The sequence below is a fragment of the Cloacibacillus sp. genome (assembly GCF_020860125.1).
Classification (GTDB): Bacteria; Synergistota; Synergistia; order Synergistales; family Synergistaceae; genus Cloacibacillus.
Genome location: NZ_JAJBUX010000031.1, coordinates 1 through 24,631, shown reverse-complemented (window position 1 = coordinate 24,631; position 24,631 = coordinate 1). Strand labels below are relative to the sequence as shown.

General features: G+C 57.1%; 21 protein-coding genes. 2 read left to right on the top strand and 19 right to left on the bottom strand.

All coding sequences use genetic code 11. The features are described from left to right. Nucleotides 1–1,331 (bottom strand): DNA mismatch repair endonuclease MutL (mutL, locus tag LIO98_RS04075; protein WP_291953509.1); only part of this gene is annotated, 1,331 nt, incomplete at its 3' end. Nucleotides 1,332–1,753: 422 nt separating this feature from the next. Further along, nucleotides 1,754–2,695, bottom strand: a complete 942-nt coding sequence (locus tag LIO98_RS04070; RefSeq protein WP_291953508.1) for a LysR family transcriptional regulator — start codon at nt 2,693–2,695, stop codon at nt 1,754–1,756. A gap of 180 nt (nt 2,696–2,875) precedes the next feature. Here LIO98_RS04070 and LIO98_RS04065 point away from each other — a divergent pair, with 180 nt between their 5' ends. Together LIO98_RS04065 and LIO98_RS04060 are read left to right on the top strand one after the other, a co-directional pair. Further along, on the top strand, nt 2,876–3,913 hold the full coding sequence (locus LIO98_RS04065) for a threonine aldolase family protein (protein ID WP_291953507.1): 1,038 nt from the start codon (nt 2,876–2,878) through the stop codon (nt 3,911–3,913). A 27-nt stretch (nt 3,914–3,940) separates the two neighbouring features. Beyond that, on the top strand, nt 3,941–5,170 hold the full coding sequence (locus tag LIO98_RS04060) for a dicarboxylate/amino acid:cation symporter (RefSeq protein ID WP_291953506.1): 1,230 nt from the start codon (nt 3,941–3,943) through the stop codon (nt 5,168–5,170). A 111-nt stretch (nt 5,171–5,281) separates the two neighbouring features. Here LIO98_RS04060 and mutS read toward each other — a convergent pair whose 3' ends face one another. The 17 genes from mutS to LIO98_RS03975 form a co-directional block, all read right to left on the bottom strand. Further along, complete coding sequence (gene mutS / locus LIO98_RS04055; RefSeq protein ID WP_291953505.1) at nt 5,282–7,861, bottom strand: DNA mismatch repair protein MutS; 2,580 nt, start codon at nt 7,859–7,861, stop codon at nt 5,282–5,284. 250 nt (nt 7,862–8,111) lie between these two features. Further along, entirely contained in the window at nt 8,112–8,522 is a 411-nt protein-coding gene (ruvX, locus tag LIO98_RS04050) for a Holliday junction resolvase RuvX (protein WP_291953504.1), read from the bottom strand. Then, nucleotides 8,522–11,173 (bottom strand): alanine--tRNA ligase, encoded by a 2,652-nt coding sequence (gene alaS / locus LIO98_RS04045; protein ID WP_291953503.1) that lies wholly within the window; start codon nt 11,171–11,173, stop codon nt 8,522–8,524. Before alaS ends, ruvX begins: the two co-directional genes overlap by 1 nt. Nucleotides 11,174–11,318: 145 nt before the next feature. Continuing rightward, nucleotides 11,319–12,599, bottom strand: a complete 1,281-nt coding sequence (locus LIO98_RS04040; RefSeq protein WP_291953502.1) for an amidohydrolase — start codon at nt 12,597–12,599, stop codon at nt 11,319–11,321. 1 nt (nt 12,600) lies between these two features. Further along, nucleotides 12,601–13,848: an adenosylhomocysteinase gene (locus LIO98_RS04035; RefSeq protein WP_066745357.1), complete on the bottom strand. Its 1,248-nt coding sequence runs from the start codon at nt 13,846–13,848 to the stop codon at nt 12,601–12,603. Next, nucleotides 13,838–14,869, bottom strand: a complete 1,032-nt coding sequence (gene mtnA / locus LIO98_RS04030) for an S-methyl-5-thioribose-1-phosphate isomerase (RefSeq protein WP_291953501.1) — start codon at nt 14,867–14,869, stop codon at nt 13,838–13,840. The genes LIO98_RS04035 and mtnA overlap by 11 nt, the downstream gene beginning before the upstream one ends. A gap of 1 nt (nt 14,870) precedes the next feature. Continuing rightward, nucleotides 14,871–16,106, bottom strand: coding sequence for an exodeoxyribonuclease VII large subunit (xseA, locus tag LIO98_RS04025; protein ID WP_291953500.1), 1,236 nt, complete (start codon nt 16,104–16,106; stop codon nt 14,871–14,873). Beyond that, a complete protein-coding gene (gene nusB / locus LIO98_RS04020; protein ID WP_291953510.1) occupies nt 16,093–16,626 on the bottom strand; it encodes a transcription antitermination factor NusB in 534 nt (177 codons plus the stop codon). Before nusB ends, xseA begins: the two co-directional genes overlap by 14 nt. A 10-nt stretch (nt 16,627–16,636) precedes the next feature. Further along, a complete protein-coding gene (locus tag LIO98_RS04015; protein ID WP_291953499.1) occupies nt 16,637–17,110 on the bottom strand; it encodes a hypothetical protein in 474 nt (157 codons plus the stop codon). Nucleotides 17,111–17,182: 72 nt separating this feature from the next. Beyond that, complete coding sequence (locus tag LIO98_RS04010) at nt 17,183–17,650, bottom strand: Asp23/Gls24 family envelope stress response protein (RefSeq protein ID WP_291953498.1); 468 nt, start codon at nt 17,648–17,650, stop codon at nt 17,183–17,185. Between the two features lie 106 nt (nt 17,651–17,756). Beyond that, nucleotides 17,757–18,194 (bottom strand): CD1247 N-terminal domain-containing protein, encoded by a 438-nt coding sequence (locus LIO98_RS04005; RefSeq protein ID WP_066745368.1) that lies wholly within the window; start codon nt 18,192–18,194, stop codon nt 17,757–17,759. Between the two features lie 51 nt (nt 18,195–18,245). Further along, nucleotides 18,246–18,818, bottom strand: a complete 573-nt coding sequence (gene efp, locus LIO98_RS04000; protein WP_291953497.1) for an elongation factor P — start codon at nt 18,816–18,818, stop codon at nt 18,246–18,248. Nucleotides 18,819–18,956: 138 nt separating this feature from the next. Then, nucleotides 18,957–19,910 (bottom strand): hypothetical protein, encoded by a 954-nt coding sequence (locus tag LIO98_RS03995; RefSeq protein ID WP_291953496.1) that lies wholly within the window; start codon nt 19,908–19,910, stop codon nt 18,957–18,959. After that, nucleotides 19,888–20,196 (bottom strand): hypothetical protein, encoded by a 309-nt coding sequence (locus LIO98_RS03990; RefSeq protein ID WP_291953495.1) that lies wholly within the window; start codon nt 20,194–20,196, stop codon nt 19,888–19,890. The genes LIO98_RS03995 and LIO98_RS03990 overlap by 23 nt, the downstream gene beginning before the upstream one ends. Next, the gene (locus LIO98_RS03985; protein ID WP_291953494.1) at nt 20,197–21,270 is read right to left on the bottom strand and encodes a PilT/PilU family type 4a pilus ATPase; all 1,074 of its coding nucleotides are present in this window, start codon (nt 21,268–21,270) and stop codon (nt 20,197–20,199) included. 10 nt (nt 21,271–21,280) lie between these two features. Beyond that, on the bottom strand, nt 21,281–22,999 hold the full coding sequence (locus LIO98_RS03980; protein WP_291953493.1) for an ATPase, T2SS/T4P/T4SS family: 1,719 nt from the start codon (nt 22,997–22,999) through the stop codon (nt 21,281–21,283). A gap of 12 nt (nt 23,000–23,011) precedes the next feature. Beyond that, the coding region (locus tag LIO98_RS03975) for a secretin N-terminal domain-containing protein (RefSeq protein ID WP_291953492.1) at nt 23,012–24,631 on the bottom strand (1,620 nt) is incomplete at its 5' end.

Genomic DNA, 24,631 nt, shown 5'->3' with positions numbered 1-24,631 from the left:
ATATTGTCCTTGAAGGATTCGCATATCTCCTCAAACAGTATGCGCTCGTGCGCCGCATGCGGATCCATCACCGCCAGCGCGTCCGGAAAGTCGAAGATCAAAAAGCCCTCGGCGCTCTGCCCCACGTAATTTTTATCAAAGAAAAACTCCTCTTCCGCGCGCGGCGGCTCCTCCGCCGGCGTGAAGATATTCTCCGTGGCGGCCGTAGCGCCCAGCGGGCTCGCGGCGCGCCACGGCCCCTTCTTCTGGAATGTCCAGCCGTTCGGGCTGTACGCCGCGGGCGCGGCGGGAAGCGCCTCCGCTCCGAAGGCCGTATGCGGCGGCGTCATGAAATCATCGGGAGCGCTCGGCGGCAGAGGCGGCGCGGCGATCGAATGCCGCTGCGCGAATATCGCCTTCGCGTTGTCATAGACGATCTTAAAGGCCTCTCCGCTGCGGCGGAAGCGCACCTCCTCCTTCGTCGGATGGATATTGACGTCGACATCCTGCGGCGGCAGGTCGAGAAGGACGAGCCATTCGCCGTAAGCCGCGGCGTCCGCCGTGGAAAGCGCGGCGCGTATCGCGGCGTCCTGCACTCGCCGTCCGTTGACGAAGAGCATGATCACCACGCGGCGGGAATCGGGAATCGGGTTCCACCAGAGGCGTGCCGAGAGACTGCCGCTCTGCGATTCGGAATGATATATCTTCGTCTGACGGCCCCAGCGGCGCAGCAGCGTATCCTCCACGCAGGCCGCGCCCGTGTATTCGAGAATTTTTTTACTCTCTTCATAAAGGCGGAAAGTTACCTCGGGATGTATCAGCGCGTAGTCGTTGACGATCTGGACGATGCGGCGCAGCTCCGCGGAGGAGGTCTTAAGGAATTTACGGCGCGCGGGAAGATTAAAGAACAGATCGTCTATCTGTATCCGCGTCCCCGGCTTTGCGGGAGTCTCCGTGTGGAGGGTGATCTCGCCGGCCTCACAGCGTATCAGGCCGCCAGCTTCGGCCTCGGCAGCCTTGCTGCGTATCTCCATACGCGAAACGGCGGCGATGCTTGCGAGCGCCTCGCCGCGGTAGCCAAGCGTCGATATCCGCTCAAGATCCTCTATATTCGTTATCTTGCTGGTGGCGTAGCGCTCAAGCGCGAGCGGCAGCTCCGCGCAGGGAATGCCGCAGCCGTCGTCCTCAATAACAAAAGAGCTTTTGCCGCCCTGCTCCGTCTGTATCGAGATCGTGCGCGCGCCCGCGTCAAGCGAATTTTCGATGAGCTCCTTCGCGACCGAGGAGGGACGCTCTATAACCTCTCCGGCGGCGATCCGTGTGGAAATATCGGGGGCGAGACGTTTTATCATAAATATGTACCTCTTATCATGGACTAAACTTACTCTTACCTCTCTCTATCTTTTATAGGCGGCTCTGCCAGCCTCTGTGCATATCACGAAATATAATATATTATTCAAAAACACTGACAATGCAATACCTGACAACCAGCTTATACCAGTCCGTATTATAACAATTTCTTGGAGAAAATTATCAAATAATACAAAGATTTTTTTAGTCTCTTCAGGCTCTGATATCCATCATTTTCTCCAGTTACACAGAAACTGGCCCTATATCATAATTATGAGAACTTAGAATAATCACAAAAAAACCGGCTCCCATTACCGCCCAAAATACTATATATTTAATTTGGAAGCATAACTATGTATAAAAGCCCTATTTCTTCATTAATTTCATTGTACAGTAAGAGTATAGTCACATCATCAGGTTAATATCAGTCTACACTTAGAATAATCTCCATAAATTTTCTCATAGCGAAGGTAAAATAACAGCCTTTTCGATAGCTTATGTAGGTATCCCGATCAACGTGATCGCTTTTTATCTTATAGATACAAACGCTGCCATCCATAATGTCATGCTCTACCAGCCTGTTGCTGAGAATAGTTGCCCCAACTCCCATTTTTGCGAAGTTATACGAGACTGACGACTGCTCCATTTCAAAAACGATCTCCGGCGTAAAATTACTCTCATGAAAAAGCAGGTTCGTGCACTCCCGCAAATAGTTGGTACTGCTCAGCAGAATAAACGGAACATCACGAAACTCATCCAGAGCGGCGGTTCTGGCCTCGGGGACATTAAATATACTATCTCCCAGTTCCGACGGCTTAAGCTGCTTTTTTGTGAGCGATCGATTGATCGGAAACGACGCCGGAACAACTAAAACCAGACTTTCACGGTAACAGATCTTTTGTTCGTATTTTTGAGGGTCATAGTTTCTGTTGGTGATAACTAAATCAAGCTCCCCGGCATCAAGGCAATGTTTACTATGAACCGTATTCATCTCGATAATTTTCAAATTAATATTAGGATACAGATTATGAAATTCGGCTATTTTCTGCGGGACAAGATAGTTCATGCCGAAGTTATGTCCTCCGATCGATAAACTGCCTTTTCTCAGAGCCTGTTCATCGTCTAAAAACTGATCGATCTCTCCCTCCAGACGATGTATCTGTTCTATAGCATTGATATATTCGATCCCAAATGGAGTAAGAGACAGCGGACTCGTCTTTCTATTAAAGATTGGCGCCCCCAGTAACCTTTCCGCCTTTTTGACCATAAGGCTGAGTGTTGACTGAGATATAAACAAACTGTCGGCAGCTTTGCTAAAACTTTTATGTTTATAAACAGCGTAAATGTACTCTTTGTACTCGAACATTTTTCTACCTCCGGCTCATCGTTTTCGCATATCCTCTATATCAGCCATTTTAACCGCACTCTTTGATATTTATCAATATAGATATTTTATAATTTATATTTGACCATATCATTGCGTTACGCTTTAATAAATCAAAGGAACCGCACTTATTACCATAGTTGAAAAGGAGAGGAAAGGAATATGATTGATTTTAGGAGCGATACGTTAACTTTGCCAAGCAAAAAAATGCTGGAAACAATTTTAACCGCCCCTTTAGGAGATTCCGGACGCCTTGATAATGAGGGCCGGGGCGGAGATCCTACGGTAAATCAGCTAGAAGATCTTTCATGTAGGCTAACGGGAAAAGAGCGTTCGCTTTTATTGCCTTCTGGTACAATGGGCAATACAGTCGCCCTTCTCACTTACTGCCGTCCCGGGGACCAGGTGCTCATAGATACGACGCAGCACCTGTATAAGACGGAAAAGGTCTGCTTTGAATCCAGCTTTGGACAGCTGAAGCCTGTTTTTTATCATCTGACTGATGAAGGATTTCCCGATGTCGCCGAGGTAGCAAATGCGATAGAAACACAAAATATAAAATTAATCTGTATAGAAAATACGCATAACAGCGCCGGCGGCACCTTTATTCCGTTAGATGTTCTAAAAGAAATTCGCAAGATAGCGGACGGGGCCGGCGTGCCAATTCACATGGACGGCGCGCGGCTGTTTAACGCCTCTATTGCTTCAGGTTTAGACGTTAAAGAGATATGCAGTTACGCTGACAGCGTGATGTTCTGCCTTTCAAAGGGACTCGGGGCCCCTATAGGTTCTATGCTTTGCGGAAAGCATGATTTTATCGTCAACGCCGCGAAAACCAGAAAACTTATGGGCGGAGGGATGCATCAAGCTGGCGTATTTGCGGCCTGCGGAATTTACGCGCTTGAACACCAAATACAGGATCTCAAGAAAGACCACGAGCGGGCCCGGCAATGTCTCGAACTGCTAAGAGGAATGAAGAAGATCAAGTTACCTGGTCACATACAGAGCAACATCATTATTCTTGACGTCGCGGAAAGCGGTAAATCAGCGTCAGAGGTCGTAGACGACATAAAAAAACTTGGGGTCTGGCTAAGCGTATCCAGTGAAAGTCATGCCCGCATCGTATTCAGCAGGAACAACACCGATTCGCAAATTGCAGAAGCGGTTGAAATTATCCGCGGCTACGACGCTTCATTATAACCGTATATAGGAAGGGAGATACATTTTATGGGAAATTTCCTGGCAAAAAATAAGCTCAGCAGTGTTTATCTCAATATCGCGGCGATTATTCTCGGAGCAATTTTGGGCCTTGCGCTTGGTGAAATGGCCTGTGGTTTGAAGTTCATCGGTACGATTTGGCTTAACTGTATCAAGCTCATAATGGTACCGCTGGTCCTCTGCATCGTTGTAACTTCAATTGGAAGCCAGCAGGATCTATCCAGCCTGGGCCGGGTGGCGACAAGAATCGTAGCTTTTTATATGACAACGACGGTTATGGCTATCGCCATCGGGATTGCGGTAGCATTTGTTCTCAAACCTGGAATAGGCTTCAATATCGCGTTGGAAGGGGCTCAAGCCGCGGCAAAGACTGTCTCTTTAAGCGTTCAGGATTTCTTCCTGAGCCTTTTCCCGTCAAACTTGTTTAAAACACTCAGTGACGGCGACGTTCTGGGAACGCTCGTTATCGGGATTTTGTTCGGAGTTTCCGTCATCAAAATAAAGGATGTTGAAAAAAAGCGGACCGTCCTCCGTTGTTTCGATTCCTTAAACGCTCTGATCAACGAATATCTGCGTATGATAATCAACCTGTCACCGATAGGCGTATTATGTCTGATGGCCGATTCTTTTGGGAAATACGGACTTACCGTGTTCACGACCATGGCTAAATTTTTTGGCACTTTCTATGTGGGGCTGGCTATTCAGGTACTTCTTGTTTACGGAATCGTGCTTTTAATATTTGCGCGTATGAACATTTTTAAATTCCTCCGCGACGCAACTCCTGTTTGGTCATTCACACTGGCAACATGTTCAAGCACAGCCAACATTCCCAACAGCATAAAGACGGCGCGCGAAGTATTCAACGTCCCTGACAATATTGCAAGTTTCACCATTCCTTTAGGAGCCACGCTCAATTACGACGGTCTGGTCATGGCTTTTGGCTGTGTGCTGATTACTGTCGCCCAGATGAACGGGATAGTATTCGGGGCTGGTACTCTTATTCATATTATGCTTGTGGGACTCCTGCTCTCAAGCTGCGGGAGCGGAATTCCCGGAGGCGGAGTTGTAAAGATAATGATGATTCTTGGCACGTTCGGTTTGCCAACAGAGTTTGCGGGGCTTCTGGCCGGGTTCTACCGGTTCTTTGATATGGGCATCACTACCGTCAACTGCCTTGGAGACCTTGTAGGTACCGTTTGTGTGGCAAAAGCCGAGGAACGAAGAAAAAATAATAGCTAGAGTAAATATATCCCCGTTGTTTTTTTAGTCTTACATATCTAAAAGGCTGACTATAGCTTATTAGCAAGTCAGCCTTTCATTTTTATAAATAAAATACAGGATTTCATTCCTCTATTTGAATCCAAGTACCTTTCTGCTCTCTTCGCGCAGGCGGCAGACGAGTTCCAGCGCCGCCATCGGCGTCATGTTGTTCGGGTCGCAGGCGGCAAGCTCCTCAAGCACCGCCTCCTGGCGCACGTCGAAGAGCGTCAGTTGGTTCTGCTGGGAGCTCTTCACCTCCTCGTTCTTCTCCGCGCCGCGCTCCTCAAATGTAGCCAGCAGCTCCTCGGAGCGGCGCAGCACGGCGGCGGGAACGCCAGCGAGACGCGCCACCTCGATGCCGTAAGAGCGGTCGGAGGGGGCCTCGACGATCTTATGGAGGAATACCACGCCGCGGTCGCTCTCCTCCACCCCCATGCTAAGGTTCACTATTCCCGGCAGAAGCTCCGCGAGCTGGGTTAGTTCGTGGTAGTGGGTCGCGAAAAAGACGCGCGGACGGGCATGCTCCTGCCCCTGTAAAAACTCCACAACAGACCAGGCGATGCTGAGGCCGTCGTAGGTCGAAGTCCCGCGCCCCACCTCGTCGAGGATTATCAGGCTGCGGTCCGTAGCGTGTCGCAGGATATTGGCCGTCTCCACCATCTCCACCATGAAGGTGCTCTGCCCGCGCGCCAGTTCGTCACGCGCGCCGATGCGCGTGAATACGCGGTCGATGAGCCCGATCTTCGCGCTCTCCGCGGGAATAAACGAGCCCATGTGCGCCATCACCGCGATCAGCGCCGCCATCCGCAGGTAGGTGGACTTACCGGCCATATTGGGTCCCGTGATGATGGCGATACGGCGTCCGTTTTCGTCGCTGAAATTGAAGTCGTTCGGCGTGAAGGGATTTTTGCCGAGCGTCACCTCGACGACGGGATGGCGCGCGTTTTTAACGATAAAATCCTTGCTCATATCCATTTGAGGACGGCAGTATCCCTGCTCGGCGGCGACGGCGCTAAGCGAGAGCAGCGTGTCGAGCTCGGCGATGAAGTTCGCCGTGCGCTGTATCGCCGCCGCCTGCGCCAGCACCGCCTCCACGAGACCGGCGTATATCCGCTCCTCGATCGCCAGCATTTCGCTCTCGGCGCTGAACATTTCGCGTTCAAAGGCCTTGAGCTCGTCGGTGATGAAGCGTTCGGCATTCACAAGCATCTGCTTGCGTATATAGTTCATGGGCACGCGTCCGGCGTTGCCCTTGGGAATTTCTATGTAATATCCAAAGACCTTGTTGACCCCGGCCTTGAGGTTCTTTATTCCGCTCCTGGCCCGCTCGGCCTCCTCAAAGGCGGCGAGCCACGACGAGGAATTCTCCGCTTTGCCGCGCCACGAATCAAGTTCCGCGTCAAAGCCTCCCTTGATGACGCCGCCGTCGCGCAGGAAGCGCGGCACGGAATCTGCGACCGCCGCCATCAGCAGCGCCGCGAGCTCCGTGGTGTCACAGTCCGGAACAAGCGTGACGAGAGCCTCGTCTTCGGCGGCTAACGCCCTTATCTCCGGCACGAAGTTCAGCGTCTCTTTGATGACCAGCATATCGGAGGGCGAACCCATGTTGAGGGTGATGCGAGAGAGAGACTTGCCCATGTCGCGGCAGCCCGCCAGCAGCTCGCCGAGACGGGCGCGCAGCCGAACATCTCCCGCCAGCCGTTCCACTATATCCTGCCGCGCCTCTATCGCCGCGATGTCCTGCAGCGGCGAGGTGATCCAGTCTTTGAGCATCCGCTTGCCCATCGGCGTGCGGCAGCGGTTGAGCGCCCAGAATAACGAGGTCGTACTTTGATCGATAAGCTCCAGGTTCGCCTGTGTATTCTGATCGAGGATCAGGTTTTCGCGCGGCAGTATCGGCGTAACGGCGGTTATGTGCGAGGCCTTCGAGAATTGAGTCTCCTCAAGATACTTGACGGCGGTGGCCGCCGCGCCCGCCGCCGCGTCGCGGTCGTCCAGCCCCATCGCGGACAGCGAAGATATATTCCACTTGCGGCAGAGCCAGGCGGAGGCCTGCGGCGGCGAAAAATCCCCCTTATCGCGCTCCACCGTATTGCAGGAGGTCAAAGAGGGACAGCTTTTAAGGAACTGTTCAAGCTGGCCGCGCCGCAGAAGCACCTCGTTGGGGGCGAAGGCGGAGAGTATCGACACGCCGCCCTCCAGCGCGAAGGTCCCGGCGCGCAGCGCTCCGCTTGCGGAATCAAGCAGCGCGACGGAAAGGTTTTTACCTTCAAACAGGCAGGCCGCGATCTTCCCGTCGCTATCGGAGTTCTCCGGCAGCCAGGTCCCCGGCGTAACGATGCGGGTGACGCTGCGCTCGACGAGCGTCCGTCCGTCCGGCTCGGTGATCTGTTCGCAGATCGCCACGCGGTAGCCGGCGGCGACAAGCCTTCCGAGATATGAATCGACGGAATGGAAGGGTACTCCCGCCATCGGTATTTGGTTTTCGGAGTCTTTAGAGCGTGAGGTAAGGGTGATGTCGAGCACTGCGGAAGCGGTCTTGGCATCTTCAAAAAACATCTCATAAAAATCTCCCATGCGAAAAAAGAGAAGGCAGTCCGGGTACTTATCCTTCCAGTGCACATATTGCTCAAGCATGGGGGTCATCCTTATTCCGACTGGCAGTTCCAAAATTTCTTTTATTCCTTCCTTCCGGTATAAAACATAAATATTAAAGCCACAGTATGCCGCATAAGGACACTGCGGCAATACGATAATAAAGGGATTTATTTTTTAATACAATGGCCGGCGTATCTCAGCCAGTTATACGTATTGACCGCTAAACGAGGCAGGCCGGGATGATGCGAAGGCTTATACCGATGCGTTAGAGCCTCTGCCGGCCCATTTCGCGGCGCGGATGACGCGTATAACCGGCGGCTTTTTAACGGGCGCGGTCAAGATAACTTTGCAGCAGCAGCGTCGCCGCTATCTTATCCACCTTTTTCTTCCTGCCCGCGCGCGAGACGTCCGCCTCAAGCAGCGCCTGCTGCGCGATCGTCGTCGTAAAACGCTCGTCCCAGAACTCAATCTCAAGCTCTGGGAAATATTCCTGAACGGCCTTCGCCGTCTCGCGCATGCGCACCGCCTCCGGCCCCTCGCTGCCGTCGGTGCGGCGCGGCATGCCAATCAGCAGCTTCGGCCTCTCATACTGCCCCGCGATCTTCGCGAGCTCAGCGTGCCAGTCTCCCTTAGCGTCGAGCACAGCAACCCCCTGTGCGAAAAAGCCCAAGGGGTCGCTGACGGCAACGCCAATCCTGACGGAGCCTATATCAAGAGCGATTATTCTCTGCATTATCTTCCTTTTGCCATAAGCTCCTCAAAGAGTTTCGGCGCGGCGTCGAAGGCTTTGCCAAGATCCTTTGAGCTTGGAGCTCCGCCCTGGGCGAGGGTCGGGCTTCCGCCGCCCTTGCCGCCCATCTCGGCGGCCACCGCCTTGAGCAGCGCCCCGGCATGCGCCCCGAGCTTCACGATCTCCGGCGAAGCCATCGCCGTGAAGGCGACGCGCTTCTCCTCGCCGACACCGGCAAGCAGCATCAGCGCGTTCGGATACTTCTGGCGTATCCGGTCGCCTATCTGGCGCAGCAGGTCGGGGGTGATGTCGTCAAACTTCTCCACGATCAGATCCACGCCGCCGGCGTTGGCCTTCGGCTTCACGCTGTTTTCTATATCGGACATCGCGGCCTTCACCTGGAGTTCGCGGTTCTTGCGTTCAAGCACCTTCTTTTCATCAACCATCGACTCGATCTTCGACATCAGCGTCTCCACATCGCCGCCAAGCATCGTCACCATGGAGGTGACGGCAAGACCGAAGGTCTGGAAAAGCGGCAGCGAGGATGAGCCGGCGACTGCCGTGATCCTGCGGATGCCGGAGCCGATGCCCTCTTCGCGGATGATCTTCACGAGGCCGATCTCGCCAGTATTTTTGACGTGCGTACCGCCGCAGAGCTCGGTCGAAAAATCCTCTATATCAAGCACGCGGACCTCGTCCCCGTACTTCTCGTCAAACAAAGCGCGCGCGCCAGTCTTCTTCGCGTCCTCGATCGCCATCACCGTCGTCACGACGGGCTTATTTTTCAAGACCTCTGCGTAGACGAGGCGTTCGACCTCGCGCAGCTCGTCCAGCGTCACCGGCGCGAAATGGTTGAAGTCAAAGCGCAGGAACGTCGGCGTCACGATTGACCCCGCCTGCCGCACATGCTTGCCCAGCACGCGCGCGAGCGCCTCGTGAAGCAGGTGCGTCGCGGTATGGTGGCGCTGTATCTCGACGCGGCGCTCGACGTTTATCTCGGCGCTGACGCCGTCACCAACCTTAACGGTACCGCCCGTGACCCTGCCGCGGTGGACGATGAGATCGGCCACCGGATAGACCGTGTCGGCGACCTCAAAGGCCATGCCGCCCGCCGTTATCGTTCCGGTGTCTCCCACCTGGCCGCCCTTTTCGGCGTAGAATGGCGTCTCGCTGAGAACGAGGTCGGCCTCGGTTCCCGCGGCAACACTCTCCACAAGCGCTCCGTCGACGATTATCGCTTTGACCTGCGCCTCGCACTTCGTCTTCGTATATCCGCAAAAGGGGCTCGGGGCGATCTTGTCCGCGAGCTCCGTGTAGACATTCTTCGAGATGACGCTGCTGGTCTGCTTGCTGGAGGCCCGGGCACGCTCGCGCTGCTCATCCATCGCCGCCTCAAAGCCCTCTTTATCTATCGTTATTCCGCGCTCCTCGCACATCTCCTCCGTCAGTTCGAGGGGGAAGCCGAAGGTATCGTAGAGGACGAAGGCGACGTCTCCGGGAAGGATATTCCTGCCGGCCGCCGTGAGCTTATCGATCTCCGAGTCCATAAGGTCGCTTCCCTGCGAGAGAGTGCGTGAGAAGCGTTCCTCCTCCGTGCTGAGCACCTGTTCGATCGCCGAGGCCTGCTCGATCAGCTCGCTGTACTCGTCGCCGATCGATTCGCGCACCATGGGCAGAAGCTCGGTGAGGAAGGGACGTTCGATGCCGAGCAGCCTTCCGTAGCGCACGCAGCGCCTGATAAGGCGGCGCAGCACATAGCCGCCGCCGTCGTTCGTCGGCAGAATGCCGTCGGCGATCATGAAGGCCGAGGCGCGGATATGGTCGGAGATAACCTTGACCGCCATATCCTTCTTCGGGTCCTCGCCGTATTTGACGTTGACGAGCTCGCAGGCCTTGTCCATGATCGGGCGGAAGAGGTCCGTCTCAAAGTCGTTGGGCACGCTCTGTACGACGGAGGCGAGCCGTTCGAGGCCCATGCCGGTATCGATATTTTTATGGGGCAGCGGCGTGAGGTTACCGGCCTCGTCGCGGTTATACTGCATAAATACAAGGTTCCATATCTCCAGGTAACGGTCGCAGTCGCAGCCGACGGTGCAGGTCGGCTTGCCGCAGGAGAACTTCTCTCCCTGGTCGTAGATTATCTCCGAGCAGGGGCCGCAGGGGCCGACCGGTCCCGCCGCCCAGAAGTTGTCGTCCGCGCCGAGGCGGAAGATGCGCTCCTTCGGGAGGCCTACCTTCTCATGCCAGATGTCGTAGGCCTCGTCGTCGTCAAGATAGACGGTGGCGTAGAGCCGGTTGGGATCGAGGCCGACGCGCTCGGTGAGGAACTCCCAGGCCCAGGGAATGATCTCCGGCTTGAAATAGTCGCCGAAGCTGAAATTGCCCAGCATCTCAAAAAAGGTATGATGGCGCGCCGTGCGTCCGACGTTTTCAATGTCGTTCGTGCGCACGCACTTCTGCGCGGTCGTCGCGCGTGTCACCTCAGGCGTCTTCAAACCGAGAAAGTACGATTTGAAAGGCACCATGCCCGCTATCGTAAAGAGGAGCGTCGGGTCGTCGGGTACCAATGAAAAACTATGATACCTTTTGCATCCCTTCTCCTCAAAAAATTTCAAAAACAGTTCGCGTAACTCTTTGCCGCTGTGGCGTTCCATTAAGATTGCCCCCAATTATCGTTAGACTAAATAAGTATTATAAGCTATTTTTCCGCCGTTTTCACAGTGGATATATTTTTTGCCGGCACCGGCACTCAAGCGGGATATGCCCGCGGCGCGAGAACCGGTTTAGGCCCATGGCGATTTAGGCCGTCAGATACCTTCTGACCTCGCCGGCATCAGCCATGATCTTTTCAGCGTCCATCTTCGTGAAGGCCCCCATATGATAGAGCGTCTCCCCCGCGACGACCGTCGTCCTGACGTCCGCCGACGAACCGGCGTAGACGAGATATCCCGGCAGATTATCAAAGTCCCAGCCCACATACTGCGGCTGGTCGAGGTCTATCAGCATAAAGTCCGCCGTATAGCCCTCTTTGATAAGCCCCGTCTTTTCAAAACCGAGGGCACGCGCGCCGTTCACCGTCGCCATGCGCAGGGCGTCTTCCGCGGAGAGCAGTGTCGGGTCCATGTTCGCCCCTTTCTGCGCGAGAGCGGCGAAACGCAGCTCGTCCCACATGTCGAGGCGGTTGTTGCTCGAAGCGCCGTCGGAGCCGATGGCGACCTTCACGCCCGCCCTCTGCATATCCACCACGGGGGCGGTGCCGCTGCCGAGCTTCCAGTTGCTCTTAGGGTTGTGCGCCACGGTGATATTCGGCTGCGCGTAGAAGGGCAGCCTTTCCTTCTCTATCCAGACGCAGTGCGCGAGGAGCAGCTGTTTGGCACTGTAAATACCGGTCTTTTCAAGAAACTCCTCGGGCGTCATACTCTTCGACGACTCGGAGAGCGGCCAGTCTCGCGTCGTCTCCAGCCAGTGCAGCTGAACGGCGAGGTCGTTCTCTTTCGCCGCGTCGGCGATATCCTTCATCAGTTCAAAGGGGACGGTATATGGTGCGTGCGGGCCAAGCTGTACGCTCACGAGCCCCTGCGCGCCGTTATAGTCCTTCGCGAGCTTAAGGTTCTCCTCCAGCTTCTCCGCGCCGTCAGCGCCGCCGACGATGCCGCGGCAGAGGCCGGCCCTCATGCCGCTGACCAGCGCCGCCTCGGCGACCCGGTCCATAAAGAAATACATATCGGCGAAACAGGTCGTTCCCGTGGAGAGCATCTCCATGACCGCCAGCTGCGTACCAGTGTAGACGCGGTCGCCGTTGAGCTTGTTCTCCACCGGCCAGATCCGCTGTTCAAGCCACTCCATAAGAGGCAGCTCTTCGCCGAGGCCGCGCAGCAGCGTCATCGCCGCGTGTCCGTGGGCGTTGACGAAGCCGGGCAGCAGCGCCGTCCTGCCGCGCCCCTCGTAGGCCGAACCGTAGCGGAAGGTCCCCGCCGGTTCGACGGCGACGATCTCCGCCCCCTCGGTGCGCACGTCGCAGCGGCGCGCGCCCTTCGATTCACCGTCCCAGACGATCACATCGCGGTAAAGGTTCTGCATCCTATTCCCTCCAGCTCGCCATATATTCTTCCTGCTCCGGCGTAAGCTTCTCGATCGTTATCCCAAGAGACTCGAGCTTGAGCTCCGCGATGCGCCGGTCAAGCTCCTCCGGCACGTTGTAAAGCCCCGGCTCCAGCCGGTTGTTCGCGATATAGAGCGACGAAAGCAGCTGCATCGCGAAGCTGAGGTCCATTATCTCTACCGGGTGGCCGTCGCCGGCGGCGAGGTTGACGAGACGTCCCTCTCCGAGCAGGTGAAGCCTGCGGCCGTCTGCGGTCACGAATGTCTCTATATTGTCGCGCGGCTGACGCCTTTCGACGGCCAGTTCACGGAGGTCGGGCACATAGACCTCCACGTCGAAGTGGCCCGCGTTCGCGAGCAGGACGCCGTCCTTCATATTCTCAAAATGTTCGCGGCGGATAACCTTCGTATTTCCCGTGACGGTGATGAAAACGTCTCCGACCCTGCTCGCGGCGTTCATGTCCATCACCTCGAAACCGTCCATCAGCGCCTCAAGCGCGCGGTGAGGATCGACCTCGACGACGATGACGCGCGCACCGAGCCCCGCCGCCCTCTTCGCGGTTCCCTTGCCGCACCAGCCGTAGCCGGAGACGACGACGTTTTTACCAGCGACGATAAGGTTCGTCGTGCGCAGGATCGCGTCCCACACCGACTGCCCCGTGCCGTAACGGTTGTCAAAGAGGTGTTTGCTCTGCGCATCGTTGACGGCAAGCATCGGGAAGGGCAGCACGCCCTCCTCGGCCATCGCCTTGAGGCGTTTGATGCCGGTGGTCGTCTCTTCACAGCCGCCGAGGATGTTCTTTATCAGGTCGCGGCGCTCCTCGATTATCATCGAGACCACGTCGCCGCCGTCGTCGATGATCACCTGCGGGTCCCACTTGAGCATCTCGCGAAGGTTCTCGCTGTACTCCTCCGCGCTCATGCCGCGGCGGCTGAATACGTGGACGCCCTCTTCAACGAGCGCGGCGCATATCGGGTCCTGCGTCGAAAGCGGGTTGCTGCCCGCCGTAACGACAGTCGCGCCAAGCTGGTGGAGCACCTTCAGCAGGCAGGCCGTCTTGGCCTCAAGGTGGAGGCAGGTACCGACGACCACGCCGGCCAGCGGCTGCGCTGGAGTCTCCTTCTCGGCTATCAGCCGCAGGACGGGCATATACTCCCAGGCCCACTCCATCCGGCGGTGCCCCTCGGGGGCGAGATTTATATCCGCGATCTTAAATTCATTCCTCATCTTTACCTTTTCCTCCCCGGAAAAAATTTTTTATATTTTCGGCAAACGGCGCGCGGATGATGCCGCGCTCCGTAATGATCCCCGTGATAAGTTCGTTCGGCGTAACGTCGAAGGCCGGATTCCAGACCTTTATCTCCTCCGGCACCACCTCGACGCCGTCGACGGCGCGCACCTCCCCGCCGCCGCGCTCCTCGATCGGGATATCCGCGCCGGAGGCGCAGCCAGTGTCGAAGGTGGAAAGCGGCGCGGCGATATAGAAGGGCACGCCGTGCCGTTTCGCGGCGATCGCGAGGCTGTAGGTGCCGATCTTGTTCGCGGCGTCGCCGTTCATCGCCACGCGGTCCGCGCCGGTGACGGCGGCGTCGATCTTCACGCGCGACATGAGAAAGGCGGCCATCGAATCGGTGATCACCGTCACATCAAAGCCGTCCCGCTGAAGTTCGTAGGCGGTGAGCAAACTGCCCTGCAGACGCGGCCGCGTCTCGTCGGCGTAGATCTTTATCTCCTTGCCCGCCTCGGCGGCGGCGCGGAAGACTCCGAGCGCCGTGCCGTAACCGGCCGTCGCGAGCGCCCCCGCGTTGCAGTGGGTGACCGCCGCGCCGCGCTCGGGCAGTACTTCCTGCCCGAAGCGGCCGATACTTTTATTTATCTCGATATCCTCGTCATGGATGTTTTTTGCCTCTTTCTCCATGATGAGGTAGAGTTCATCTTTATTTTTATCCTCGTTCGCGCGCCAAAGAGCCTCCATGCGCCTGATGGCCCAGAAGAGGTTCACCGCCGTGGGGCGCGTCCCGGCAAGCCGCCGCGCCGCCGCGGCGAAATCTTCGCCTTTGAGCGCGAGGACAAGGCCGTAGGCCGCGGCCACCCCGATGGCGGGCGCGCCTCGGACCGTCATATTCTCTATCGCGCGCGCCGTCTCTTCGGCGCTTTCGCAGGTCACATACTCGGTCCTGCGGGGAAGCTGCCGCTGGTCAAGGAGCAGCAGCCGGCCCTCTTCCCATATTATCGTCGCGGGCAGCATCTTATTTTGCCTCCCCGAAAAAAGGTTTGTGGGAAACTTCTTTCACAACTGCCTCGGCGCTGCCGTCGTTCATGATGATCTTCACGGTATCGCCGGCCTTCATCGAAGCCGCCGAACGGATCACAGCGCCGGAGATGTCGGCGCAGATGCTGTAGCCCTTCGCCAGCAGCGCGAGCGGCGAAAGGTTCGCGAGCCTCGCGGCGAAGGCCGCGAGCCCGGCGCACTCCTCCCGCAGCCTCTTGGATATCGCGTTGTCGGCGGAGAGCGCCGCCCGCGCTGTAAAGTCCACGGCGGGCTGCAGATGGCCTCTGACGATATCCCGGTCAAGACGCCCCTTAGCGGCGGCGATATTCTTATCCATAAAGCCAATGCGCGCCTCCAGCCGTCCGCGCATATTGCGCGCCGCGTTCAGCAGCGCCGCCTCCAGCGCGCGGCCGTCGGGGAAGAGCCGCTCCGCCGCCCCCGAGGGCGTGGGAGCCGCCGCGTCGGCGGCCATATCGGCGAGAGTGCTGTCTATCTGGTGGCCCAGCCCCGTAATCACGGGAACGGGCGAGAGCCTTATCGCGCGCACGACGAACTCGTTGTCAAAAATGTCCAGATCGTCGCGGTTTCCGCCGCCGCGCGCAAGCATCACACAGGAGAGGCCGGGGATACGCCGCGCCAATTCAAAGGCGCGCACAATCTCTTCGGGAGCTCCGAGTCCCTGCATAAGGCTGGGAATGACGATCAGCTCCGCGCAGGGAAAGCGGAGCGAGTGAAGCTTTAAAATATCCTGAAGCGCCGCGCCGGTCGGCGAGGTGATAACGGCGACCCGTTCCGGGTAACGCGGCAACGGCCTCTTAAGACGGGGGTCAAATACCCCCTCCTGCTCCAGGCGCAGCCGCAGCGCCTCTTTCGCGCGCGCCTTCGCGCCCGCTCCGAGCGGCAGCAGCGTCGTCGCGTATATCTGATAGGAGCCGCGCGCGCCGTAGACGTCTATCTTACCGCGGACAAGCACCTCGTCGCCGTCCTTCGGCCAGACCAGCACCGAGTTCGCGTAAGAGCGGAAGAGCACGCAGGCGACGCGGGAGTTCGCGCCGAGCAGCGTAAAATAGGCGTGTCCGCTGGTGTGAAGCTTAAAGCCTAGCAGCTCTCCGCGCACGGAGAGATTCTGCAGCGACGGCTCGCGAAAGAGCGCCTCCCTCACGGAAGCCGTCATCTCATCTACCGTTACGATATTGTTCTTATTCGCGTTCATTATCGCTGCGCACTATGCGTCCGAGCACTCCGTTCACAAAACGGCCGGACTCCTCCGTGCCGAAGGCCTTGGCGATCTCCACCGCCTCGGATATCGCTACGTTCACCGGGACGCTCTGCGCGATGATCCCCTCATAGAGGGCCAGCGATATAACCGCCTTATCGATCGCGACCAGCCTCTCGGGACGCCATTTACTCTCCATATTCACGCGGATAATGTCCTCGATCTTCACGCTGTTGCTGCGCACGCCGCGGAAGAGCTCCGTTGCGTAGGCCAGCACCTCGTCCCGCTCAGACTCCGAGAGAGAGAGGTCGAAAGCGGATACCGAGGGGAACTTCTTTTTATCCGGAGATTCCGCGCCCTCATCCGCGAGTTCCGCGCTGAAGAGTTCGAGGGCCTCGTCGGCGGGAAGAAGCTCCAGCGCCTCCTGCGGCGGGGTCTCGGGTCTCATGTCAAGCATATATATCAGCTGCAGCGCGACCTCGCGCGCCCTGTGGCGCAGCCGCGCCATACGGGACATCACCAAAAAATCATCTCCTGAAATGTTCTTTCAACGCCGCTATCTGCCGCTGTCCGTCGTCCGTAATCAGTATCCAGGCAACGCCGTAGCCGACCACGGCGGAGAAGATGGACCAAAGTATCCCCTTGATCCCCATGTGGAAGAGCGCCGTAATACCGGCGGCGGCGGCGGCCCAGAAAAGCGGCAGCATCCACACCGGAGTCGTCTTTTTATTATCCTGCGGGGCGATATTGACCCAGTTCAGCTGTACCGCAATGCCTGACTTGTTGAATATGCCTCCGAAGCGCTCCTCGAGCGTGGCCTTCGTATCAAAATCAACGTCTTCGGGCGCCGCGATATAGGCGTTAAGAAGGTTCTTCTCACCGATAAACGATACCTCCTGCACGTAGAACTCCTGCGGGAGGCGCTTCGATATGATAAGCTTTATCGCGTCGCCGTCTATCCAGATCTTACCAAGTTTTGTCGTCGTCCATAGAAACAGCATACCCTGCACCGCCTCTCAAAAAAGAAGGCCGGTCATACTAAACCGGCCTTCTTAGAAGTTAAAGCTGCTAAATCAGGCCTCTTCGCCGCTGAGCAGATCGGCCGCGTCGGCAGCTTCACCGTCGGCCGTCTTCTTTTCCGCGAAAGTGATACCCTGAACGTAGATGTTTACGCCCTTGATCGCATAACCCGTATAGCGCTCCACCTGTTCTTTGACCGCCTCCTGGACGTCCCAGCAGACATCGGGAATCCGCAGGCCGTACTTAACGGAGATATAGGCGTCTACCACGATCTCGGGGGAATCGCCGTCCGATATGGAGATACGGACGCCGTTTACCGTTTTGCGGCCCAGCCTGAGGTTAGCCATCAGACCGGGGCTCGCGGGAGATACCCCTTCGACGCTGTTCAGCGCCTTCGTGGCAAGCTGCGCGATCACATCCTCCGAAATACGGACCTTGCCCTCAAGATTTGTCTGGCCCAGGCCCGACTCCATATCTTGCTTTTCTTCAACGTTGAAATCTTCGTTCATTGATTCAACCATGCCGCAATTCCTCCTCCTACAAGATCTCCAAAACCTTGTTTCCAAAAAACGATGAATGACTCCTCGTTTCTAAGCCAGGCGCGCGGAGAGTCTCCTCCCGCGCGGCCTAATCTTCAGGAAGCTTGAAGGGCTTGCCGCAGTGCGGGCAGACGAGATCTTCCTCTTCATCGTACATAGCCGGTTCAAAGTAGAAATCGTTGTTGCAGTTCGGGCACGTTACCGACTCGTATTCCTCTTCGTCGAAATCTTCGCAGTCTTCCTCGTCGTCATCATCATAGTGATGGTGATGGCAGCACTCGTCATCATCCTCATCCTCGTAGAGCTCGTCAAGCTCATCTTCAATGTCCGAGACATCTTCGTCAAGCTGTTCGAGGTAGGCATTGAGCTCCTCATGTACCTCTTCGTGATCCTCAATTGCAACAGCCAGGGAATCCAGTGCATCAACTAATGCGGTGTAAAACTTTGCTTTGTCAGGCGAATCAGCCGTTAAATTCTGTCCGTCGATAAGCCCCTTCAAATATGCTATTTTCTCACGTGCGCTCATTTGAATCCCTCCTGTTGGATTATGCGAATGCCGGAAGAAACCAGTGCCCGGTTACTTCTTCGCTCGCTCTAAATACTCTCCCGTCCTTGTGTCGACGACAATTTCCTCGCCGTTTTCCACAAAGAACGGAACAGTAACCACAAGGCCTGTCTCGGTCGTAGCGGGCTTGCCGCCGCCGGAGGCCGTATCACCCTTAAATCCTGGCGGTGTGTCGGTGATCTTCATCGTCACCTGGTTCGGGAGCTCTATACCCATCACGCGTCCCTCGTACATGTCAAAGCTGACCTCAAGGTCGTCTATAAGGAACTTTACCATATCGCCGAGAACGTCGGGCGAGAGCGTCACCTGGTCGTAGGATTCCATATCCATAAAGACGAAATCCTCGCCGTCCTTATACTGATACTGCGCGGGCTTCTCGTCGAAGATGATCCTTTCAAAACGCTCGCCCGACTTAAACGACTGGTCTACGCCTGAACCGGTCTCGAGATTGCGGAGCTTGCCGCGGACGATCGCGCCGCCTCTTCCCATCTTATGATGCGAACATTCGAGGATGACCCACATTCCGCCCTCCCATTTGATCTTCAGGCCGGGACGGAAATCGCTCGTATCAACTATCTGTGCCATAAAAATGCCTCCCTGTACTCGTATGAGCATACCTCATGCCCACATATATCATTTCCTGACTATGCTACAAAATCATAACATAAAATGTGTTAACTTATCAAATATTATGGGCAAAGAATATCGGCCAAAAGAGCTAACTTACGCATTTCCACCATTATACGCCATTCCGCGGAGCTGTGTGCCCCGGTTATTTAATATCGGCCAGGTGAACCTGGCGCAGTAAAGGACATACCGCGAACGCCCGCGCCACTGCGAGAGCAGCTCTTCAGGACACTTTTCCGCTCCGACGACGCGCCCGGGGGCAAGAGAATCGTCGTCGCCGCGCACGATGAGACATACCGTCAGCCGGCTCCTGTCTCCGTTCAGATAAAAGCGGATATCGCAGACGCCGTTCTCACGCGGCTGATCGCCGTTAGTACGAAAATCTTTCGTATAGAGCCTGTCATTCAGCGCCCAGCACTCTATGGCGCGGAAAAGCAGCAGCCGATCCCCCTTGGGAACGACGGCTTCGTCGGCCGAAAGCGTTTTAAGCTGGAGCTCGGGGCCGGAGGCCCGCGTCACGACAAGCGGCGTGCGCCGGGGAACGCAGTTTTCAAAGAGCACCCAGTTCTTGACCGACTTGCTCTTGTCCCAGAGGTCTAGGGCGAAATAATTGGGGTTCGCCGCCGCGTCGAAGCGAAGAGGAGCGGCTGTCTTTCCAACGCCGTATTCATTCAGCGTGCGGCTGGGTTCGGGGCAGCCATAGGCGAGACGCAGACAGCCGCCGGCCTCGCCGTCCCTCCCCTGTATGACTGATATGGGGCCGTTCCAGCTAAAGGGCGACGACAGATTCGAGCCGAAGCTCTTTTTGTATTCTGCGGCTTCGAGGGGAATTCCCAGCGCGCAATAGAAAACCGGCATCCGTAATATGGCGCCGACCGTGCAGATACGTGATTCGGCGATCCGGCGGTCGTTGTACAGGCGGTAGGCGTAAAGAGCGTATTTAACGGGCGAAAAGAACAGGGAAAGTATAAAAGAGACCAGCGTGAGCGCCGCGAGACACTCAACTAATGTAAACGCGCGTCCTCTATCACCGCTTTTCAGGCCAGACAACGGACACCCACCTCCCCTCCCCGGCAGGAAAACGATAGCGCCTCACAGCGACGCCGCCGGGTATCACACGGCGCGCAACCTCAAACTCCGCCAGCTCGTCCGCGCCGCCGGAAGCAAGAACGGCGATAAACTCTTCCGCCCGCCTTTCAGCCTCGATCGACAAAATCCCGCGCGAGGCCAGCTTCGCGGCCATGGCAAGCATGGATGTGACGGCAAGAAAAAAAGATAGCGCGAAAAAAAGCACGGCGACCGCCTCCGCGAGCAGGAACCCCCGGCGGCGTCCCATCTACATCATATAGCGGTTGAAACTCTCCACATCATAGGCGTGGCCCAACGCCTCTTTTCTGCCGATCATGCCGTCACGGCAGAGGTGGGCGAGGTCCTGGTCCATCGTATGCATACCGAGCGACGAACCGGTCTGGATGACATTCTTTATCTGCGAACTCTTTCCCTCGCGGATATAGTTGCGCACAGCGTTGGTCGCGACAAGATATTCCGTCGCCACCGTCCTTCCCGGTATCCCCTTGAGGGGGATCAGCTGCTGCGACATGACGCCCAGCAGCATCGAAGAGAGCTGGATGCGTATCTGCTGCTGCTGATATGGGGGAAAGACGTCGATTATCCTGTCGATACTCTGGGCCGCGTCGCGCGTGTGGAGCGTCGCGAGCACGAGATGTCCCGTCTCGGCGGCGGTGATCGCGGAGGATATCGTTTCGAGGTCGCGCAATTCGCCGATCATGATGACGTCGGGGTCCTGACGCATCGCGCGGCGCAGCGCCTCGGCGAAGGTTTTTGTATCACGGCCAAGCTCGCGCTGATGGATGAGCGCCACCTCTGAGGTATAGAGGTATTCTATCGGGTCCTCTATCGTCACGATATGCACGGAACGAGATAGATTTATCTCCTGGATGATCGCCGCGAGCGTCGTCGACTTACCGGAGCCGGTCGGCCCCGTGACGAGAAAAAGACCGTTGTTCTTCTGCGTCATCACCTTGAGGTCGTCCGGCAGCCCCAGCTGCTTCATCGTACGAATGTTGGCGGTGATTGCGCGCAGCGCAAGCGCCGGATTTCCCTTTTCGTGAGAGAAGTTGGCGCGGAAACGCTGCTCCTTTACCCCCATGTCGAGGCTGAAGCTGAAGTCGTATTCCCGCTCATCGTCGAAGTGTTCGATCTGGCTCTCCGTCAGCAGTTCGCGCACCGCCTCGCGCATCTCCTCCGCCGTCAGCGGCTGAGCGTCGGGGATACGTACAAGATTTCCGTCTATTCGCAGCATCGGCACATCGCCGACGCTTAGGTGCACGTCGCTCGCGCAGCTGTTTATTCCCCTTATCAGGGTATCTTTCAGAACAAATCCCGGCATTGACAGGCTCCTAATCTATGATCGTCGTAAAGAGCATCTCGTCGATGCTCGTAATGCCCTCTTCCACCTTGCGGCGCGCGTCCTCGCGCAGCGTTATCATTCCAAAACGGCGCGAGTAGTCGCGCAGCTCCTGTTCCGAAGCGCCGTCGTTTATCATCGCGCGCAGCGTATTATCCACCGGCATGATCTCGGCGATCACCGTGCGTCCCTTATAACCGGTGAAGCGGCATTCCGGACAGCCCTTCGGACCGTAGACCATCGTACCGGCGGGGATGCCCGTCTCCGCCTCCATCGCCGCGTTGACGAAGAGCTTCTCCTTACAATGCGGACAGAGGCTGCGCACAAGGCGCTGGGCGAGCACGGCGCGCAGCGAGGAGGCCAGAAGGAAGCGCGACACTCCCATGTCGACGAGACGGTTGACGGCGGTCGGCGCGTCGTTCGTATGGAGCGTGCTGAGGACGAGATGCCCAGTAAGCGCGACGCGCACCGCGAGCTGCGCGGTCTCCGTGTCGCGGATCTCTCCGACCATTATTATGTCTGGGTCCTGGCGCAGGATCGAGCGCAGGGCGCTCCCGAAGGTAAGCCCGATCCTTTCGTTGATCTGTATCTGAGTGAGACCGGCGATCGTGAATTCGACCGGGTCCTCAAGCGTGATGATATTCTTCGAGGGGTCGTTCAGTATCTCCAGCAGCGAATAGAGCGTCGTAGACTTGCCTGAGCCGGTCGGCCCCGTGGCGAGCACGATGCCGTTGGAGGCCATGATCGCCTCGTGCAGCAGCTCCCGCTGTGTGTCGCCGAAGCCAAGCTTTTCCATCCCGATGCGGTCGTTGCTCTGGTCCAGCAGACGCAGCACCACCTTCTCACCCAAAATGGATGGGAGCGTCGAAACGCGCAGGTCGATGCGCGAGCCCGCGACCTTGATGAGGATTCGTCCGTCCTGCGGACGCCGCTTTTCCGCGATGTCCATCCCCGAAAGTATCTTGATACGGGCAATGAGCGGCAGGTGGAGGTTGCTGGGGATCTCTATATTGCTGAACAGCGTGCCGTCGATACGGAGACGCACGCGCGTCATCGATTCCGTCGGCTCGATGTGGATGTCGGAGGCCTTTTCGCGCACCGCCTGCTCAAGAATGCTGTTTACAAGACGCACGACGGGCGCGGCGTCGGCGGCGATATTGGTGACGTCCTGCGCCGTCGTCTGCGAAACGGTGACGATGTTGGGAGCGGACTGCACCGCCTGCTCCTGCTTCATGACGTCGGTCATCGCGTCGTGGACGCTGGTCTGCACCCGGTAGTAACTGACAAGGGCCTTATGGATGTCCGTCGAGGTGGCGACGCGTATATCGATCTCCCTATTCGTGAGCAGATAAAGTTCGTCTACCGCGTAGGTATCCATCGGGTCGGCCATCGCCACGACGATCCTGTCGTCGCCGATGAGCTGAAGCGGCAGGAGGTTGAGACGCGTCGCCACATTCTCAGGGACGAGCGACAGCGCCTCCTGCTGCGGGCGCATCTTTACGAGAGATACGGCCTCAAGGTCCAGCTGCGTACAGAGAGCCTCCGCTAGGTGGTTCTCCGTCAGATATCCCTCTTTTATCAGGATCTCCCCGAGGCGGAGATGCGAGACCTTCTGCTCCGCGAGCGCGGCGTTAAGATTTTCCTGCGATATCACGCCGGCGTTGAGCAGAAGCTCTCCAAGCCGGATGACCTTTATCTGCTGGTGGGCCATCATGCCGCCCCCTTACTGATAAAGGCTGACATTAGGCATGTCGAACACTTCGGCGGCGCCGGTCGGGATGTCCAGGATATAGGGGATGGCGATGAAGGCCATCTGCGACTTTACATGTTTTGACGTGCGCGACTTGAATAGTTCTCCGAGCAGCGGGATATATCCGAGTATCGGCACGCGCGTGACGTTGTTTGTCTTATTCTCCTGATAGAGGCCGCCCATGACGAATATCTCGCCGTTGCGGACGCGCACCTGGGTGTCGACCTCGCGCTTCGTCGTCTCCGGGGCTTCGGAGTCGCCGGAACGCCGGAAGGAGACGATCTCTCCCGTAGATATCTTCATCTTAATAGTCAGGAAACCGTCACGGCCCATCGTCGGCGTAAACTCAAGCATCGGCCCCGTCTCCTGGTTCGAGAACTCCGGATTGCCGTTGTCGTCGACGCCGGACTGGTAGAGATAATTATGGGTCAGTTTAACGGAGGCCTTCTGACCGTCAAGGGCGACGACGGAGGGAGAGGCTAGCACCTTGCCCTTATTGTCCGACTCCATCGCGCGGAGGCCGGCGTCGAGCATCTTCATCGCCGGATCGACGACATTCGACGGGAATGTCGAATCGGTCGTACCGCCTACAATAGGCAGCTCGCCCTGCGTAGTCGTCCCAACCGGGTTAACATTCGGCTTGATCAGTCCGTTGCCATATGTGTAACGCGTGCCCAGCCCCGTAGCGCCGTAGGTGAATATCCAGCCCTTATAGACCGCGGCGATCATCGATTCGATCTCCTGCTGCGCGCCGTCATTGATCTCGATGAGGCGCGCCTCGATCATCACCTGTCTGCCGGGGTGGTCAACGCGGTTTATTAAGGTCTCGATCTGGCGGTGCTGCTCCGGCGTCGCCGTAATATAGAGCGAACGCAGACGTTCGTCGACGACGGGCGGCTTCGGCAGAGGCACGAGCCCCATGATTATCGCCGGCATCTTCGCCACCTCGGCGTAAGCCACCTTATACTGGCGCGTCTGATTCTGTCCCAGCGTCTTGCCAATACTGTCGGCGGTGCCTACGACAAGCGTCTTGCCGACCAGAGAATATGAAAGCTCGTTCATGCGCAGCATGTAGGCGAATACCTCTCCGAAACGGGTATTCTTGAAGGAGAAGGTCATCGGCGTCTCCGGCACGGAGGCGTCGAGCACAAGGTTAAGATCCTTGAGCTTCGCGAGCATACGGAACACCTCGCGCACCGAGACCTCGCGCAGCTCCAGAGTAACTGGCGTCGAAATGGAGAGCGGGTCGCCGGCGGGAACGGGGCGCGGTTTTGGGATCAGCGGCGGCGGCGTAATATCCCTCGGGCTCTCAAGCATGATCCGCAGGCTGTCGGAGCCCGGCATACCGGAGATATCCTTCAGCACCAGCGGCTTCGGGCCGATGATGTTCATCGTAATGCCCTGCTGGTCGTTCGAGGTGACACGTATCTGCTCGATGAGCGGGAAGTCATAGCGCTGCGTCCACTCCTCGCTCTTTTTGAGATTCAGTTTGAAAATATCCCACTCAAACTCGTCCCACCAGTCCTTGCGGTCCGTGTCGCGCGGGAAACGCGTGTCGCCGAAGACCAGCGTCGCGGCGTTGTCGGAGCTTAC

Excerpts from the sequence above, each read along its gene's own strand:
- LIO98_RS03990 (WP_291953495.1), bottom strand. The coding sequence starts at position 20,196 with ATGGGACGCCGCCGGGGGTTCCTGCTCGCGGAGGCGGTCGCCGTGCTT.
- LIO98_RS04065 (WP_291953507.1), top strand. The coding sequence starts at position 2,876 with ATGATTGATTTTAGGAGCGATACGTTAACTTTGCCAAGCAAAAAAATG.
- nusB (WP_291953510.1), bottom strand. The coding sequence starts at position 16,626 with ATGTCCCGTATGGCGCGGCTGCGCCACAGGGCGCGCGAGGTCGCGCTG.
- LIO98_RS03980 (WP_291953493.1), bottom strand. The coding sequence starts at position 22,999 with ATGGCCCACCAGCAGATAAAGGTCATCCGGCTTGGAGAGCTTCTGCTC.
- alaS (WP_291953503.1), bottom strand. The coding sequence starts at position 11,173 with ATGGAACGCCACAGCGGCAAAGAGTTACGCGAACTGTTTTTGAAATTT.
- LIO98_RS03985 (WP_291953494.1), bottom strand. The coding sequence starts at position 21,270 with ATGCCGGGATTTGTTCTGAAAGATACCCTGATAAGGGGAATAAACAGC.
- LIO98_RS04015 (WP_291953499.1), bottom strand. The coding sequence starts at position 17,110 with ATGCTGTTTCTATGGACGACGACAAAACTTGGTAAGATCTGGATAGAC.
- ruvX (WP_291953504.1), bottom strand. The coding sequence starts at position 8,522 with ATGCAGAGAATAATCGCTCTTGATATAGGCTCCGTCAGGATTGGCGTT.
- LIO98_RS04060 (WP_291953506.1), top strand. The coding sequence starts at position 3,941 with ATGGGAAATTTCCTGGCAAAAAATAAGCTCAGCAGTGTTTATCTCAAT.
- xseA (WP_291953500.1), bottom strand. The coding sequence starts at position 16,106 with ATGAACGCGAATAAGAACAATATCGTAACGGTAGATGAGATGACGGCT.
- LIO98_RS04070 (WP_291953508.1), bottom strand. The coding sequence starts at position 2,695 with ATGTTCGAGTACAAAGAGTACATTTACGCTGTTTATAAACATAAAAGT.
- LIO98_RS04005 (WP_066745368.1), bottom strand. The coding sequence starts at position 18,194 with ATGAGCGCACGTGAGAAAATAGCATATTTGAAGGGGCTTATCGACGGA.
- mtnA (WP_291953501.1), bottom strand. The coding sequence starts at position 14,869 with ATGCTGCCCGCGACGATAATATGGGAAGAGGGCCGGCTGCTGCTCCTT.
- LIO98_RS04040 (WP_291953502.1), bottom strand. The coding sequence starts at position 12,599 with ATGCAGAACCTTTACCGCGATGTGATCGTCTGGGACGGTGAATCGAAG.
- efp (WP_291953497.1), bottom strand. The coding sequence starts at position 18,818 with ATGGCACAGATAGTTGATACGAGCGATTTCCGTCCCGGCCTGAAGATC.
- LIO98_RS04035 (WP_066745357.1), bottom strand. The coding sequence starts at position 13,848 with ATGAGGAATGAATTTAAGATCGCGGATATAAATCTCGCCCCCGAGGGG.
- LIO98_RS04010 (WP_291953498.1), bottom strand. The coding sequence starts at position 17,650 with ATGGTTGAATCAATGAACGAAGATTTCAACGTTGAAGAAAAGCAAGAT.